Below are 15362 nucleotides of genomic sequence, written 5' to 3' on the forward strand. Positions count from 1 at the left end.
AAGGGTGTCAACGGGCGGGGCGCATCAGAGGCTTGAGGTCGCCGGCCGGGCGCGGGGCGTGGGAGGTGGCCAGCCACCCGTCGAGGCGCGCGGGCCGGGTGCGGGCGAGGTCGCGGCCCGCCGGGTCGCGGACTTCTCCGCCGGCGGCGTGGACTGCCAGCGCGGCGGCGGCGTAGTCCCAGGGCGCCGCGCTGCCGCGAGCGGCGGGAAGGTATGCGGCGGCCCGGGCACGTCCGAGCGCCACGAGGATCATCTTGACGCTGGCCGTGGGCACGGCGGCCACGGGCCGACTGGGGAGCAGCCGGGCGGCCAGTTCGGTGTGGCGGGGGCTGGTCACCACGATGTCCGGGGCGAACGTGGGGAGACGGTCGACGTCTCCCGTGACGGTCAGCGCGGAACCGGAGACGCTCACCCGCAGCTGGTAGGCGGGCAGGTCGACGATCGCCTGGACTGGCCGTCCCGAGCGGACCAGGCAGACGGCGATCGCGAAGTCCGGGCTACCCTCCAGGAAGGGGGCGGTGCCGTCGAGCGGGTCGACCAGGGCGCAGTCGTCGGGGATGGGCCCGATGCTCTCGCGTCCCTCCTCGGCGATGACCGGCAGACCGGGCCATGCCTGCTCGAGCGCGGCCGTAATCAAGTCCTGTAGGCGCAGGTCAAGTTCGGTGACGGGCTCCATGCCGCCGTGGACGCTGCGCTTGAACCGGACGAGCTCCGGGCCGCTCCGGAAGGCATCGATCTCGGATGTCGCCTTGTCCAGTACCGGGTCGAGCACGGCGCCAAGCAGTGGGCCTTGGAGCGGTAGGGGATCGGCGGTGGTCACGAGCGAGTTCCTCCGGCTGCTGGAGGAGCGGGGTCGGCATGGGTCGGCAGCGCTGCTGCCAGCGGCGTCAGTGCGTCCGGTGTCAGCCACAGATCCCGTAGGTGCAGCAGGTCCTCCGGCCGTCCCTTGGGGGTGTGCTGGAGGAGGGCGGCGGGCGGAAGGTTTTCGTGGGCCCAGGACATGAAGTGCCCGCGCAGGAGGGTTGCTTCTGTCAGCAGGGAGCCGGACAGCAACAAGGTGTAGTCCGTGCCGGTGGTGATTCCGGTGGTCCGGCACACCGCGGCCGCCCCGACAGTCAGTTCGGCGGCGGCTCTCTCGACGAGCTGGCCGGCCACGGTGTCGCCGTCCTCGGCTGCCTCCAGGACGTGCTGGGCGAAGGAGGCGACGAGCGGCTTGGTGCCCTCCGCGCGGTAGACGTGGAAGAAAAGACCCTCTCCGAGGCCTCCTCCAGCATGGGCCCCGTCGGCACACCACTGGCGGGCCAGGCCGGTGAGCGTGGTGTCCGGGCCCCGTCCGTCCAGGGAGCGGACAGCGGCGCGCAGCCCCGCGGTGCCCAGGTCGTGGCCTCCGCCTTCGTCGGACAGCAGCCACTCCAGACCCGAAGAGCGCGCCCAGCGGGCGCCGTTGCGTGCGGCGAACCCGGTACCGGTGCCGCAGTTGACCACGCACACCGGGCCCTTTGCGGACAGAAGAAGAGGGGTGAGGTCGTTGGTGACCAGCACCGGCGCGGCCATCGGACCGACACTGGACAGAGCGCGGCGTACCAGGGCGGCGAAGTCCCCGGCCGCCGCGCGAGTGGAGGCAGCGCCGTGCGCGGCGACGACGCCCATCGGGGCCGTGCCTGGATCGTCCCAGACCCGATCGATGAGGTCGACGAGCCTGTGCACGGCACGCTTCTCACCGACCGACCGCGGGTTGGTGGATGGCCCCTCGGTGGTGGCGAGGATCGTGTCGCCGTTGGCAGTGGCTGCCCAGGTGTGGCTGCCGCCTCCTTCGAGCAGCAGCCAGGGCAGGGCGTGTGGTGGGCGGGTCATGGGCGGGCCGCCAGGTCGTTGAGGGCCTTGTCGAAGGCGGGACGGTCGATGTCGTCGGTGATGGAGCAGTGGCCGGGCCGGTGCGGGAGAACGAGGTGAAGGGGCCCGTTGCGGACCCGGCGCACCCTGGCGATGCCGTCCCACACGGCGTCCCGCATCTCGTCGGGGATGGTGACGGGCAGCTGGTAGGCGGCCAGCAGGTTCAGGACGCGGTCGCGGTCCTCAAGCTCGCTCTCCCCGGTGAGGTAGGCGTGCGCGGCCGCGACCGCGGTACCGGCGGCGACGGCTTCGCCGTGCAGGATCCGGTAGCCGGTGGCTGCCTCGTAGGGGTGCCCGACGCAGTGCCCGAGGTTCAGCAGTCTCCGCAGGTCCTTCTGCTCGAAAGGGTCCGGGGCGAGCAGCATCAGCTTCGCCCCGATCGCGTCGCGCACGATTGCGGTCAGCGCCTGGCCGTCCGGCAGAGGGTTCGCGGACTTCTCCAGACGCGCGAAGAGCCGGGGGTCGGTGATCAGCGCAACCTTGATCACTTCGGCGAGCCCGGCCCGGATGTGCCGGTCGGGGAGGGTGGAGGTCAGCGATGGGTCGATGTAGACCCCGGCGGGATGGTGGAAGGCGCCGAGCAGGTTCTTGACCGCGTCGTAGTCGATGCCTCCCTTGCCGCCGATCGCAGCGTCGACCTGGGCCAGGACCGTGGTGGGCACCAGCGCGTACGGCACGCCCCGCATGTAGAGCGCCGCGGCGGCCGTGACCAGGTCGCACACCACGCCGCCCCCCACGCCCAGGAGCAGCGTGCGGCGGGTCGCTCCGTGGTGGTGCAGGGCGCGGATCAGGTTGTTCAGGCCTTCGGGGGACTTGCTGTGCTCCCCGGCCGGGACCGGCACGGTGCAGAACCGCAGCCCGGTGCGCACCACGGCGGCGGTGATGGCGCCCAGGTGGTGCTCGGCCGCGCCCGTATCGATCACGATGACGATCTCTGGCGCCTCCAACTGGGTGGCGAGCGAACCGAGATGGTTGCTGAGCCCGTCGGTGGTGAGCCCTTGAGCCAGGTGGATGCGGTACGTGTCGGCCCGGTGGGCGGTGACGGTGAAGATGTCGTCGGCGGCGTCGACGGCCAGCCGGGACGAGGAGGCCGGGGCGCTCACGTGTACTCCTTGCGGATGCGGTCGACGATGGCGTCGGTGGTCAGGCCGGCGGCCTCGTACAGGGCGCCCTGGGGCCATCCGGCGATGCCGTAGGTGTCCACGCCGATGCGGGTCTCGCCGATCCCGCCGCGGGCGTGGGGCAGCAGGTTGCCGAGCACGGAGGACGGCGCGTTGTGGATGCTGACCGCGGAGGCGTGGGCGGGGATCAGCTCCAGCAGGCGGCCGGGGGTAAGTGCGGCGAAACGGGTAGTGCTGATGATCTCCAGGACCCGGACGCGCCGCTTGTCCCGGCCGGACAGGATTTGACTGGCCTCGACGGCGTGCTCACGGAGGGCGCCGGCGGTCAGGATGACGAGATCGGGGTCGGGGTCGTCGACGAGCGTGAACACGCCCTCGTGCAGCGGACGGCCGGCGAGCTCTTCCAGGCTGTTCCGTACGGGGACCGCCTCATGGGGCAGCCGCAGGTAGGCGGGCCGGCCCGAGGACAGGGCCTCCAGGGCGAGGAGCTTGGCGGTGTTGATGTCGGCGGCCTCGAAGACTTCCAGGTCGCCGATGGCCAGGAGAGCGGCGAGGCAGCCGTCGGACTGGACCATCGGTCCGAGCGGGTCGCCGAGGCCGCCAGAGGTGCCGACCAGCAAGACCGGCACCTTGGGGAAGGCGATCGACTCGCGGATCTGGTCGAGCATCCGCCAGTAGAACCCCTCCATGGAGAACAGCACCGGCCACAGACCGGCGCTCGCGGCGCCGGCCGCGAGGGAGGCGGCGTCCTGCTCGGCGATCGCGCACTGCAGGACGTCCGCGTCCGGGGTGTGCCAGTCCCACGAGCCGACCTCGTCCATCCGGGGGAGGAGGCCGGAGTTGCGGATGGCGTCGGGGGCCATCCACAGCATCGGCAGGCCGGCCAGTTCGACGGCCAGTTCGCCGCCGAGCGCCTTCTTCGCCACCACGGCCGTACCGGGCTCGTAGCCCGTCACCCTCGACAGCAGCTCCGCCCGGCTGGGGCGAGTGGGCGGCACGGTCGCTGGGGCGGCTTGCCCGCGCCGGCGATGCGCCGCGTCGGGGAAGTACCGGTCGATGGCCTCCAGCGCCGCGTCGATCAGCCCGGCGGTGTCCCAGTCGGGCAGGTGCTTGGCAGCCACGTCCGCGCTGAGGGTGTTGGACCCCTCGACCTCGGCGGCCAGGCCGTAACCCTTGATCGTGTTCAGGATGATCGCCGTCGGCCGGTCACTGTCCTCGCGCAGCGCCGCGGTGATGGCACCGAGGTCGTGGCCGTCGACCGCGATCGTGCGCCAGCCGAAGCCCTCCCAGCGCGCCGCCCACTGCTCGCGCGGCAACTTGATGACGCTGCCGGAGCCGTTGGCGTCCACGAGCGCGACTAGGTTGCGCAGTCCCAGCCGGTCGGCGGTCATCGCCGCCTCCCACACCTGGCCCTCGGTGCACTCCCCGTCGCCCAGGAGCACGAAGGTCCGTGTGGCGCGGCCCGCGCGATGGTCGGCCAGCGCCAGACCCACGCCGTAGGACAGTCCTTGGCCCAGCGCCCCGGTGCTCATTTCCATGCCCGGGACCGCGCCGCGTACCGGCATCCGTGGCACGGGGTGCCCGACCTGCCCGAAGCCGGCCGCCTGCTGCCAGGTCGTTCCGGGCATCGCACCGAGCGCCCACAGCGCCCCGTACCAGGGCGCGGCCGCGTGTCCCTTGGAGTAGATCAGGCGGTCCTTATCCGGGCCGGCGTCGGCGAGGGCCGTGGTGCCGGAGAAGAACAGCGAGGTGATGGCCTCGGTGGCGGAGGAGGCGCCGCCGGGGTGCTTGTTCGCGGCGAAGACGAAGGCCCGCAGGCCCATTGCGATGGTGCTCAGCTCCGTGGTGGTCGGCGTGTTGCTGGGGGGATTCATGGCAGGTCAGTCCTCTTCTACGTACGCAACAGGGGTCCGGTCAGCTGCCGGACGGGGACGGGTTGGTCAGTCGGGAGCGGTCGAGCTTGCCGCTGGAGTTCGTGCGGGGCAGTGCGTCGACCGTGAGGAAGCGGGCCGGTACGGCGGCCGCCGGGAGGTCCTGGAGGAGGGCGGCGCGCAGCCCTCCGGGGATCGCGTCGCATCCGGGCGCGAGAACCAGATGGGCGGTCAGACGTGGCGCGCCGCCGTCGGCGTCCGCCTGGGCGGTCACGGCCGCCTGGTGGATGCCGGGCTGCGCTTCGAGGACGGCTTCGACGGCGTGCAGGTGGACTCGCACGCCGTAGATCTTGACCTGGTCGTCCCGACGGCCGTGGAAGTGCAGGGTGCCGTCCGCGTCCATGTGCCCGAGGTCGCCGGTGCGGTAGATGACCTCGCCGTCGGGTCCGAAGGTGAACCGGGCATCTTCTTCTTCGCTGGCGCGGAGGTAGCCGCTGGTGCCGTACATGGTGCGCAGCACGATCTCGCCGGGTGCACCGGGAGGGACCCGTGTGCCTGGGGGGTCCTCCGCCCAGGCCTCGCTGCCGGGGATCGGGCGGCCCAGCGGCTGGATGCCCGGTACCGGGTCTTCGACACGGTGCCAGCACCGGATGAGGGTGGTCTCGGTCGGCCCGTACTGGTTGATGATCTCGCCCCGGTAGTCCAGGTGCGTCCGCCAGCGGGCGACCAGGGTGTCGGTGAGCGGCTCCCCGCTGAATAGCACCGCCCTCAGCAGCGGTAGCTGGAGGCGTCCGTCGGTTGCATGGAGCCAGGCGCGGGCGACGGTGGGGACCGCGTGCAGCAGCGTGATCCGGTTGTCGGCGAGCCACGCCAGGGCCTGGCCGGGTGGCAGGGGCGCGGGCGGGGGAAGGCAGAGGGTGGCGCCCGCGGAAAGCGGAAGCAGGACTTCGCGCAGGGTGACGTCGAATCCCACGCCGGCCAGGTGCCCGATCCGGTCGCCGGGCTGCACGTGGAGAGCGGTGCGGAGCCACGTGAGGAAGTGCGCGAGGCTGCGATGGCGTCCCAGGATGGCCTTGGGCTGACCGGTGCTGCCGGAGGTGAAGAACACGTAGCCCGGTTCCTCGGGCTGCGGTGGCTCCCCCTGGGGAAGCCCCCCGCCGGGGCCGAGTTGACCACTGTCCAGCAGCAGGACGGTCGCACCCTCCGCTGTAGGGACGCGGGCGCCGTCGAGCGCGAGGACAAGATCGGCGCCGGCCAGGCTTACCATCCTCGCGCTCTGCGCGGACGCCAGCCCGGGGTCGACAGGCAGGAGCACACTCCGCGTCGCCAGCACCGCCACCCAGGCCGCGACGGTCGCGAAGCCGCGGGGCCCCGTCACAGCGACCACTCGGCCGGGGCCGGGCAACTGCGCCTGCAGGGCGGTGGCGATGGCTCCGGCGGCGGCTTCGAGTTCGCCGTAGGTCCACGTCCGGCCGCCTTGGACGACGGCGGGTGCCAGTGGGGCCGTGGCGCACCAGCGGGCTATCTGCTCGGCGACGCCCGGCCACGGCCGCCCGGCCAGACGTGCCCGGGCGTTCACCGTGTGCCTCCGAAGGGGGCGTAGTCCAGCAGCGCCTGGAGGGCTTGCTCGCCCGTCCCGACGACCTCCGCCTCGATGCGGGACCCGGCCGAGACGCGCCCGCCGGGGAGGATGACGGATGCCGTCACGACCGCTCCGGGGCCGATCTCGGCATTCGCCCCGATGACGGAGGGGCCGACGACGCTCGTGCCGGCGCCGATCCGGGCCCCCGGCCCGATTGCTACCTGGTCATCGACCTTGGCGCCGTCACCTATGAGCGGAGCCGGGCCGGACAGCGGGCGCGGTGCGGCGGGCGTGAGCCCGCGTACGGCTTCCTGGTTGCCGGTCAGCAGCTTCGCCGGGGTGCCGATGTCTCGCAGGTACACCCCGGCGCCGGCGTCGAACAGGCCGAGAGGCATCCCAAGGCCGGTCAGTCGGGGGAGGACTTCGCTGGAGAAGTCGCAGAACCGGCCCTTGGGTATGTGAGGGAAGACCGCCGGGTCGACGAGCCACGCCCCGGTGGACCCCAGCCGCGTCCCGGAGCCGGGCTGCGGTTTGAACGCGTACGCGGCAGCACGGTCTGGCTCGTCGGGATCCGGGACCAGGACATCGCCCTGCCACACCTCTCCGTCCCGGGGCACCGCCGCCACCGTCACCGCCGCGCCCGTCCGGGCGTGATGGGCGATCAGGACGCGCAGGTCGACGCTGGAGATGATGTCCGCGGGCACGATCACGGCCGGTGCCCCGGCGAAGAACGCTGCCTGATCGCGCAGGCAGCCACCCGTGCCCAGCGGCATGTGCTCGGGAAGCCAGGTCACCGGCGTGCCCGCGACGGTGCGCGTGCCGAAGGCCTGCTCGTACAGGGCCAGGGAGTTGCCGGGCACGATGACGCCGATCTCCTCGACATCTGCGGTGTCCAGGTGCTCCAGCACCCAGGCGAGCACCGGGCGGTTGGCCACCGGAGCAAAGGGTTTGGGCAGAGCGGGCGTCCACCGGCCGAGCCGGCTGCCTTGGCCGGCGGCCAGTACCAGCGCCTTCATCCTGATGTCCTTCTCTACAGATCAGGGCCGCGCGATGGAGGGCGCGGCTCGGGGAGCTAGCGGGTGATCCGGGCGGTCGCTGGCGCGTGGGCGGCGGAGGAGCACAGCGTCGAGAACTCCTGCGCCAGCGCCCGGACCTGTGCCGGGACGAGGAGGTCCGTGCGGTATGTCAGTGCTCCGGACAGGCCGCCTCCGGCATCCGGTGCTAGGCCGACGCTGATGTGCCGTCGGGCACTGCGGGCCCCCGGCACGGACACCAAGCGCAGCCGCTCTCCGGCCAGCGTCAGGCCGGTCAGCGTCGGGATCGCGTTCACGGAGAACTTGATGTTCGCCATGTCCGGGCGGCCGAGGTCGAACAGGACCTTCTCCAGGTGCAGTTCGCGGTGACGGTCTCCCGCGCGCCAGCGGTCTCGGACGTGACCGATCAGGTCCCCGAAGGTCCGCAGGTCCTCCAGAGCGGTGCGGGTGAAGCGGCCGTTGACGAAGAACCCGGCGATGTTCTCGCTCCCGGGGCGTGTCCTGCTGGCCGTGGCGCTGGCCACGAGGATGTCCGAGGTGCCAGCCCACCGGCCGAGCGCGAGGTGGAACAGGCTCAGGAGTACCTCGAAGAGGGAGGCGCCCATCATCTGGCCGGCGGTGTGCAGCGCCTGGGCGTGCTCGGCGGGGACAGCGAGGGGGAGGCGCGCGGCCGGTCCGGCGGCAGGGACTTCGCCTCGCGGTCCGGGCAGCGGCACTCCGCCGGAGGGATACGCCTCCGCCGTCCGGCGCCAGTGGCCGAGGTGCTGCTCGTACGCGGCGTCCGACAAATGTCGGCGTTGCCAGCGCGCGTAGTCGGAGTAGGCCAGGGCGGGGCCGCCCCCGGCATCCGGATCGTCGTACAGGACGGCCAGGTCGCGTAGGAGCAGGCCCCACGACCAGGGGTCCATGACCATCTGATGGGCGACCAGCGCCAGGACACGCTGCGATCCGGAGCCGATCACGGCGAACCGGGCGAGCGGATCGTCCAGATTGATCACGGACGCCGCCGCCCACAGCTTCGTGGCGGCCACTGCATCGTCCGGGCACATAGCGCGCAACGGCTCCAGCTCCAGCTCACCGGCGCCGGTGACCTCCTGCCGGGCGAGCTCGCCGGCGCCGGTGATCTGAGTTGTCAGGGCAGGGTGTCGGCTCGCGAGACGGGTGATGGCTGCGACGAGCCGTCCTTCGTCGACACTGTCCGGGAGTTCCAAGGCGTAGGCGACCTGGTAACGGTGGTCCGCACCTATGTGGTCCATCACCTGCAGCAGCCCCTCCTGCTGGAAGGACAGCGGGTGTGCTCCCGCCCGCTCCTGCGGATCGATCGGGGCCAGACCGCCTTCGGCGGCGGCGGCCAGCGCCCGTACGGCGTCTTCGAGGCGGGGGTTCTCGTAGAGCCACAGCGCGGGTATGTCGAGACCGGTCGCCGTGGCCACTTCGCTTGCCGCCGCCAGAGCGGTGAGGGAATCCCCGCCGCAGGCGAAGAAGTCGTCATCGTCGCTGAAGGAGCCGCCGTCCAGGCTGTGCGCCCACGCCCGCAGGACGACAGCGGCGAACTCATTCGGTGCGGCAGAGCTGTCGTCCGCCATCGTCCACCCCTCGGTCCTAGGTTCTGGAACGGCGCTCGGATCGACCAAGGCCGCTGACGTGTGTGAGGCGCCGCGCTCCGGGGCGCCGGCGTCGCGAGCAGTTGACCCCAGCGGGCTGTAGCGCCACCAGCGGGCCAGCTGTCGCGATCCCCGCGCCACGCGCTGCGCCACTCATGCGGAACGGGGCGTGGGCGTGTCACGCGACAGCTGGTCGTGGAGTTCTTCGCTGAAGTCGCGCACGGCGCGCAACTCGGGGTAGCGCAGCCGCAGTCGGTGTTCCAGGTGCTCGCTGCGCCGCCGCACGGAGTCGACGATGCGGTTGCTGGCGAGTGCCTGGCGAGCAGCGGCCACGGCTTGGTCTGGATCGCCGAGGGCTGTGTGGGCCAGCGCCAGGTCGAGGTGGGCGATGGCCAGCCGGGTCGGTGCCAGCTGAGGGCGTGGCATTGCTCGGTAGTACTCGATGGCTGTCTGCGCTGCGGTGATCGCTTCCTCATGGTCGCCGAGCCAAATGCGTGAGGAGGCCTCGTAGGAGGCGAGAACGGCTGCGTCGAGACCGAACAGGCCGCTGCGATGAAGGGGCAACTGCTCACTGTGAGGGCGGACTCGGGCCATCACGTCGGTGAAGGCCGAGCGGTTGTTCAGCCGCGCGTTGACGCGCGCCAGTTGAGCGGTGAGGCGTAGCGCGACGCGGGCCCCCGGCGGTGCTACAGACAGTCCGCGTGCCGCGGCGGCGAAGGCATCGTAGGGGCGGCCAGCGTACAGAGCGTGAGTGCACCGTACGTCCTCGGACCAGGCGCACACGTCGAGCGCGTCGGCCTCCATCCCCTGGGCCCAGGCGTCGTCGCAGTAGGCCTGCACCAGGTTGTCCTCCCCGAGGTCGTGCGCGATCCAGGCGAGGATGATCGACAGCATCCCGGCGTGCCGGGTCAGATCACGGCCTTCCCGCAGCGTGTGCCGGCAGTGCGTGAGGAGGCTGTGGGCCCGCTTCCGGCATCGGTCTACCTCCACCCATAGTTCTGCCAGGGGCTTGGCCGAGTAGCTGGCGGCGAGCTGGTGTACGGACAGTTCGAGGTCCTCGAGATCCCCGGGCTTCAAATCGGTGATGGTTGCCGTCTGCGCGTAGGCACGCGCCTCCTCGGGCGTGGCCCCCAACGCCGCGAGGACCGGCGTCGGGAAGGCGGGCTCAGTGGCTGCCGGCGCCGCCTCACCGACGGCGTCCTTGAAACCGAGGTCCGCGGGGGTCAAAGGCCGGGTGAGGCCCAGGGCTTTGGTGAAGATCGCTGCCAGGTACCGAGGGACGGGGTCCTGCGGCTGGCCTCCGTCGTTGATCCAGTGCCCCACCCGGGTCCGGTCGGTTGCCACATGGTGCTGTCCTTCGGCCGCCGCCATCTCCCGGACCGCTGCTGCCACCTCGTTGTACGACATGCCCGAACGCTGGACGGCGTCCTCCAGCAAGCGATTGGGCAGCTTGATCCTCTGGCGCGCGGGCGCCTTCGGTGTGCCGCTGCCCGCTGTGTACGCGGGCTTGGCTCTGCGAGAGGAGAGGGTTGGCGGCTGCTCGAATGAGGGACCGACCATGACGGGCTCCGACGGGATCTAGTGGCGTGGCGGCACGAGAGAGATCAGGCGCGCGGCGCGGGCCTGGACGTGTGGGGCGGGGAAGGGGCGTTCCAGGCGATGTAGACGCCGAAGACCCGCACGATGTTGATGGACTGCGCAGCGTCGGAGACCGCGGTCAGCGGGGTGACACCGTCGGCCATCCGCCGCACCGCCTCGGTCTGCCATCCCTCCGGAAGACGGGAAAGGCGGCTCACGAGGTCTTGTCCTCGCTCACCGGCCAGCAGCCATCGGTCGTCGCCCGGCACCGGTGGCGTGCCGTTGGAGGCGGCGGCCTCAGCGTGGCGCAGGGCCTCGTCGAGCGAGGGGAGCGCTGGAGCAGGATCGGCTCGCCAGCTGTATCTCCGGTCCGGCGACAGCCTTTCGAGGACCTCGTCCTGCCAGGCGGAGGGAAGCGCGCGGAGCCGCTGCCACTGGTGCACTGCCTCGATCGCTTTCCGAGATCTGTCGCTGATGAGGCTGGTGCCGCCCAGGAGGGCGGTGGAGTACGCGGCCTCGGCACGGAATTCGTCCACGCGGGACTGCCAGAAGTCGGGCCCCAGGCGGCTGCGCGGCTCGGAGTGCACCCGGTGTCCGACGGACAGGGCGTGGAGGACCGCGGCCTGGTCGTGCGCCGCGAGGAGCTCGAACGCGCCGGACCAGTTCCAGTCGTTCCACAGAAGGTGCGCGGCGCGGCCGGCAGCTTCGGCCACGTCTGCCCAGCTCATGGCGCGCCAGCCGTCCAGCACGCCCAGCGCCGTGGCGACCCCGGCCGAGGGGCGTCCCTCGGGGGTTGCGGTCTTGTCCAGCAAGGTCACTCCTGTGGTGGTGATGCGAGGTGCCCACGGCCACGCATCCGGCCCGGAGGGGCTGCTCACGTGAGCCGGATGCGTGGCCTGGCGTGGGCGTTCTACGCTGCTGCGCGGTTGAGGATCTCTGCGAGGCGTCCGGCGTTCATCCGGATCCGCAGGATGTGGTGGTCGGACAGGTCGGCGTCGACCTCGATCACGTCGACCTCGTCCACCGCGGGCAGCAGTTCGGGGGTGGCGTAGGCGCGATCGATGCGGCTGTCGGGCCCGTGGGTGTCGCAGGCGTCCACGGTGCGGGAAACTGCGGCCGCGGTGCCGTTCTGGGTGGCTGCCCAGTAGCGAGCCACGTCCTCGAGTCCCGCCGTGTACAGAGCGGCATCGGGGCGGGTGTCCGGCACGCGGGCGCCGTCCGGGCCGGGATACGAGCGGTGGAGGCGGTGCGGAGCGTTCTTGATGGCGAGCAGTTCCGGGAGCGCCGGGTCCCCGTCTGCCCCGGGGGCCGGGAACGAGTTGTTATCCCCGGCGAAGACCGCGGGCAGGGTGACGCGCGTGCCGTCGGGTGTGGTCCACCCTTTGTCGGCCCAGGTGGTCAGCCACTCGGCTTCCAGCAGGCGCTGGGCGGGGCTGGCGTAGTTGAGGTGGTAGGACACCGCGATGAAGGGGAGTGCGTCGGGGCCGGCTTCCTCGTAGCGGAGGGTGAGGGCGGTGGGGGGCAGTACGAACTGGGGGCCCCGGCTCTGCGTCCAGTCCCGCACGACGGAGAACCGCTTGGGGTTGATGAACACGGCGGTGCAGGAGCCGTCGCCGAGTTCGCCGTGCATGCCGAGCGCGCGGGCCTGCGCGTTGAAGACCGTGCGGCCGTTTTCGTCGGCGTCCCAGAGCTCCTGGCGGAAGACGAGGTCGGGGTTGAGCGATTTCAGCAGCTCGTCACCGGCCTGCCGTCGGGCCGGGTCCTTCTTGCCGTTGTTCTCGAAATTCCAGCTGAGCAGGGTCAGCGGTGCGGTGCTCATGCGTGAGCCATCCCTTCCGGGCTGGTGGTTGACGGGGCGCCCGCGTCCGCGGAGTGGGTAAGAGCCGAGCTGGGAGGGAGCGAGGCGAACTCACGCCGAAGGGCCTCAGCCAACTTGCGGCGCGACAGAACGACTTCGACCGCGTGATGGTCCGAAAGCCCCGTGGTGTCCAGAACGCGAGCCGCGAGGACCGCCTGCACCATCCAGGGGTCGAGGTAGATCCGGTCGATGCGTCGCCCGCCGCCCTGGCCTTCGGCTGCGTGTCCGGCGGTGGGATCCAGCGCGTCGGCCATCCCCAGCTCGTGGGCGGCGTATCGGGCTGGATCGTGCAGACCGCATCCCAGCAGGGTGTCGTCGAGGTACGTGCAGCTGACGCGGGTCCCGCCGGGCCCGGCGTTGGTGCGGTGCCGGATGTGGGCCCGGTCCGTGACGTCTGGGCTCGCCCAGTCGATGTGCGCGACCGTCTCGCCATGGGCAAGGGGATACTCGTTGCAGTCCCCGCCGCCGACGAACGCTGTCCCCTTCTTCATCTTGTCGGCGAGGGCCGTGAGTTCCTCGGCTTCGCGTTCCCGTCCGCGGGGCGAGTTGAAGGCGGCGTGCCACGAGGTGACGACCACGTCGACTTCCGGAACCTCGGCGAGCTGGGTGACGACGATGGTGGGCGGCGTCCGCCAGTACCGCAGTTGCTCCAGGCGCTGGGCCTGCGGGAAAGTCTCGGGGCGCAGGAAGAGGGCGGTGGGGTTGCGGCCCGACCCGTTCGGGCTGAGGAAGCCCCTCATCCCGAGGATGCCCTCTGCCGCGCGGAGGCGGCGCTGGTCGTGGAGGTGGCTGTAGGTGGCTTCCTGGCGGAGGATCACGTCGGGGCGCCGGGGCGCGAGGAGCTCCTCGTGGGCAGCCCGCCACCTGTGCGGGTGCTCGCCGTTCTCGTGGTCTTCTCCGCCGTCCTTCTCCAGGTTGAGGGTGATGATTCGCACGACCGGCTCGTCGTACTCGTCGAGCGCCGCAGGTGTGGGCAAGGGTCCTCCTTGTGGTCCGTTGTGGAGCAGGGGGTGGGGCGTTGGCGGTCAGGCCGTCGCGCTGGCGGTGGGCTCGGGTACGGGGGCGCGCCGGTTGTCGTGCGGCTGATATGTCGCGGCGGGCCGGTGCAGGATCGTGCGCAGTTCCGCGACGTCGAACTCGGCTCGCAGGGGCAGATGGTCGGACAGCCGACGCAGGTCGGGGGTGTCGCAGACGGTGAAGCGGGTCAGGGCGGGGGAGAGTTCCGCGCTGAGGTATCCGCGGTCGATGCAGTACCTCCGGCCTGGCGGCCGGCCGGGGTGGTCGCGGTAGCCGGAGGACGCGTTCAGCGCGTCGGTTTGGTCAAGGCGTTGCGCCGCGTGGCGGGCCATCTCGACATATCCGGCCGCGAGCAGCTCGCGGTCCGGCCGGTCGTCGGTGTGGCGGCGGCCGGCCTCGTGGTAGGTGCGGTTCGCCACGAAGGCGTGATCCGTGTAGCCGTCCCAGGGGCCGCCTTCCCCGGTGCGGTAGCTGTTCCAGTCCCAGAAGTGGACGGCGAGCCAACCGGGCTTGGCCAGGGTTGAGCACCACTTCGCCTCGGTCAGCCGGTGCTCGGGGGACCAGTAGCAGGCGTGCCCGCTGACGCAGCTGATCTGCCGGGGGCTGAGCGTGCCGTCGTCGTCGCGCAGTTTCACCGCGATGTTGGCCGGGGCGTGCCATGGTGCCCAGCTCTGCTCGTACTCCTCCACGAAGGCGAGCGGACCACCGCGCTTGAGGAAGATGCCGTTGTCGTTGTTGCTGCCGGGCCGGTGGACGGCGATGTACCCGTCCATGACCAGGCGCTCGGCCTGGGCGTCGAGCTGTCCGGGCTGGACCTCCTGCTGGAAGAGGATGTCCGGGGCCTGCTGCTGGACCCAGGCAGCGGCCTCCTCCCAGTTGATGCCCTTCTCCACATTCCAGTTCAGCGCGGTGATGGTGCTTGCGTTCATGCCGCGTGCCTTTCGGACAGGGGGATGGGCTCCGCAGTTGCGGAGATCGATAAGGAGCCGAGCGGCCCGTGGCGCTCGCGCAGGTGGCGGGCTTGCTCGGCGTACGGCGGCAGGCCGAAACTGGCCCTGCGGGTATCGAGCTGCGCAGGGTCGGCGATCCGATGCGGTTCGAGCTCGCCGTCGTCGCGGTACCAGTGCTGGGTGCCGTACACCTGGGGTTGCCCGGCGTTGACGAGACAGCGGTCGTGCAGGTGAGCGAGCTGGGCACTCGTGGCTTCACCGGATTGCACGGCCGTCTGGAGTAGGCGCAGAAGCCTCTGCTGGAAGGCCGGGTCGTGGTCGCAGTGCACCGCGAGAGTCACGGCCGCCTGGCAGGCCTTCTCACCCACGATGCTGCGGCCCGGCCACCGTCCCAAGCGCTCCACGATCCGGTGCAGCCCGGCGGAGTTGTCGCGCTCGGTCTGATGGACGGCCACGAGGGCCTCCGGCGTCATGCGGACCCGTTCGGCTCCGGGCGTGCGCCACTGCTCTCTGGTGGCTTCTGCCCGGCTCAGCAGCTCGCCGGCGAACGCGACGTGATTCGGGTCGGGCTGGTGCGGCCCGCTCACTGTGCCACCGGTCCGGAGGCAACTGTCGGCCTACGGCCGCGTTTCGTGGCCCCGGCGTTGCTCAGCGGGGAGTGGATGGCGCCGTAGGAACGGGTCGTCGTCTCGCAGATTTCACGGATCGTGACTTTGCGATCCGGGGTGCGATAGGCGGCCACGAGCGTCTTCGCGGGGGCCCCGGTGAGTTTCTTGCTCGTGTCGATGGAGGGGAGATCCAGGGGGCTGGAGGGTGGGTTCGGCTTCGGGGTCTGCGTCGTCATCGCTGCTCCA

The 15362-nt window shown here is 71.3% G+C and carries 14 protein-coding genes; all 14 read right to left on the bottom strand.

Going from position 1 to position 15362, the window contains the following annotated elements:
• Positions 1-7: 7 nt before the first annotated feature.
• Entirely contained in the window at positions 8-820 is an 813-nt protein-coding gene (locus tag OIU81_RS40855; RefSeq protein WP_329156006.1) for an inositol monophosphatase family protein, read from the bottom strand.
• Positions 817-1854 (bottom strand): N-acetylglucosamine kinase, encoded by a 1038-nt coding sequence (locus OIU81_RS40860; protein ID WP_329156008.1) that lies wholly within the window; start codon positions 1852-1854, stop codon positions 817-819. The genes OIU81_RS40855 and OIU81_RS40860 overlap by 4 nt, the downstream gene beginning before the upstream one ends.
• A complete protein-coding gene (locus tag OIU81_RS40865) occupies positions 1851-2996 on the bottom strand; it encodes a 3-dehydroquinate synthase family protein (protein ID WP_329156009.1) in 1146 nt (381 codons plus the stop codon). The genes OIU81_RS40860 and OIU81_RS40865 overlap by 4 nt, the downstream gene beginning before the upstream one ends.
• Positions 2993-4888 (bottom strand): thiamine pyrophosphate-dependent enzyme, encoded by a 1896-nt coding sequence (locus OIU81_RS40870; protein ID WP_329156010.1) that lies wholly within the window; start codon positions 4886-4888, stop codon positions 2993-2995. Before OIU81_RS40870 ends, OIU81_RS40865 begins: the two co-directional genes overlap by 4 nt.
• Positions 4889-4928: 40 nt before the next feature.
• Positions 4929-6464 (bottom strand): amino acid adenylation domain-containing protein, encoded by a 1536-nt coding sequence (locus OIU81_RS40875; RefSeq protein ID WP_329156012.1) that lies wholly within the window; start codon positions 6462-6464, stop codon positions 4929-4931.
• On the bottom strand, positions 6461-7483 hold the full coding sequence (locus OIU81_RS40880; protein WP_329156013.1) for an NDP-sugar synthase: 1023 nt from the start codon (positions 7481-7483) through the stop codon (positions 6461-6463). Before OIU81_RS40880 ends, OIU81_RS40875 begins: the two co-directional genes overlap by 4 nt.
• A gap of 56 nt (positions 7484-7539) precedes the next feature.
• Positions 7540-9087, bottom strand: coding sequence for a condensation domain-containing protein (locus tag OIU81_RS40885; protein ID WP_329156015.1), 1548 nt, complete (start codon positions 9085-9087; stop codon positions 7540-7542).
• Positions 9088-9258: 171 nt separating this feature from the next.
• Positions 9259-10512 (bottom strand): hypothetical protein, encoded by a 1254-nt coding sequence (locus tag OIU81_RS40890; RefSeq protein ID WP_329156017.1) that lies wholly within the window; start codon positions 10510-10512, stop codon positions 9259-9261.
• Between the two features lie 197 nt (positions 10513-10709).
• Positions 10710-11495 (bottom strand): hypothetical protein, encoded by a 786-nt coding sequence (locus OIU81_RS40895; RefSeq protein WP_329156018.1) that lies wholly within the window; start codon positions 11493-11495, stop codon positions 10710-10712.
• 98 nt (positions 11496-11593) lie between these two features.
• On the bottom strand, positions 11594-12502 hold the full coding sequence (locus tag OIU81_RS40900) for an endonuclease/exonuclease/phosphatase family protein (protein WP_329156020.1): 909 nt from the start codon (positions 12500-12502) through the stop codon (positions 11594-11596).
• The gene (locus OIU81_RS40905) at positions 12499-13518 is read right to left on the bottom strand and encodes an endonuclease/exonuclease/phosphatase family protein (RefSeq protein WP_329156022.1); all 1020 of its coding nucleotides are present in this window, start codon (positions 13516-13518) and stop codon (positions 12499-12501) included. Before OIU81_RS40905 ends, OIU81_RS40900 begins: the two co-directional genes overlap by 4 nt.
• A gap of 48 nt (positions 13519-13566) precedes the next feature.
• Positions 13567-14487: an endonuclease/exonuclease/phosphatase family protein gene (locus OIU81_RS40910; RefSeq protein WP_329156024.1), complete on the bottom strand. Its 921-nt coding sequence runs from the start codon at positions 14485-14487 to the stop codon at positions 13567-13569.
• Positions 14484-15095: a DUF6624 domain-containing protein gene (locus OIU81_RS40915; protein ID WP_329156026.1), complete on the bottom strand. Its 612-nt coding sequence runs from the start codon at positions 15093-15095 to the stop codon at positions 14484-14486. Before OIU81_RS40915 ends, OIU81_RS40910 begins: the two co-directional genes overlap by 4 nt.
• Positions 15092-15352: a helix-turn-helix domain-containing protein gene (locus tag OIU81_RS40920; RefSeq protein WP_329156028.1), complete on the bottom strand. Its 261-nt coding sequence runs from the start codon at positions 15350-15352 to the stop codon at positions 15092-15094. Before OIU81_RS40920 ends, OIU81_RS40915 begins: the two co-directional genes overlap by 4 nt.
• Between the last annotated feature and the right edge of the window lie 10 nt (positions 15353-15362).

Origin of the sequence: Streptomyces sp. NBC_01454 (assembly GCF_036227565.1) — a bacterium.
Lineage (GTDB): Bacteria > Actinomycetota > Actinomycetes > Streptomycetales > Streptomycetaceae > Streptomyces.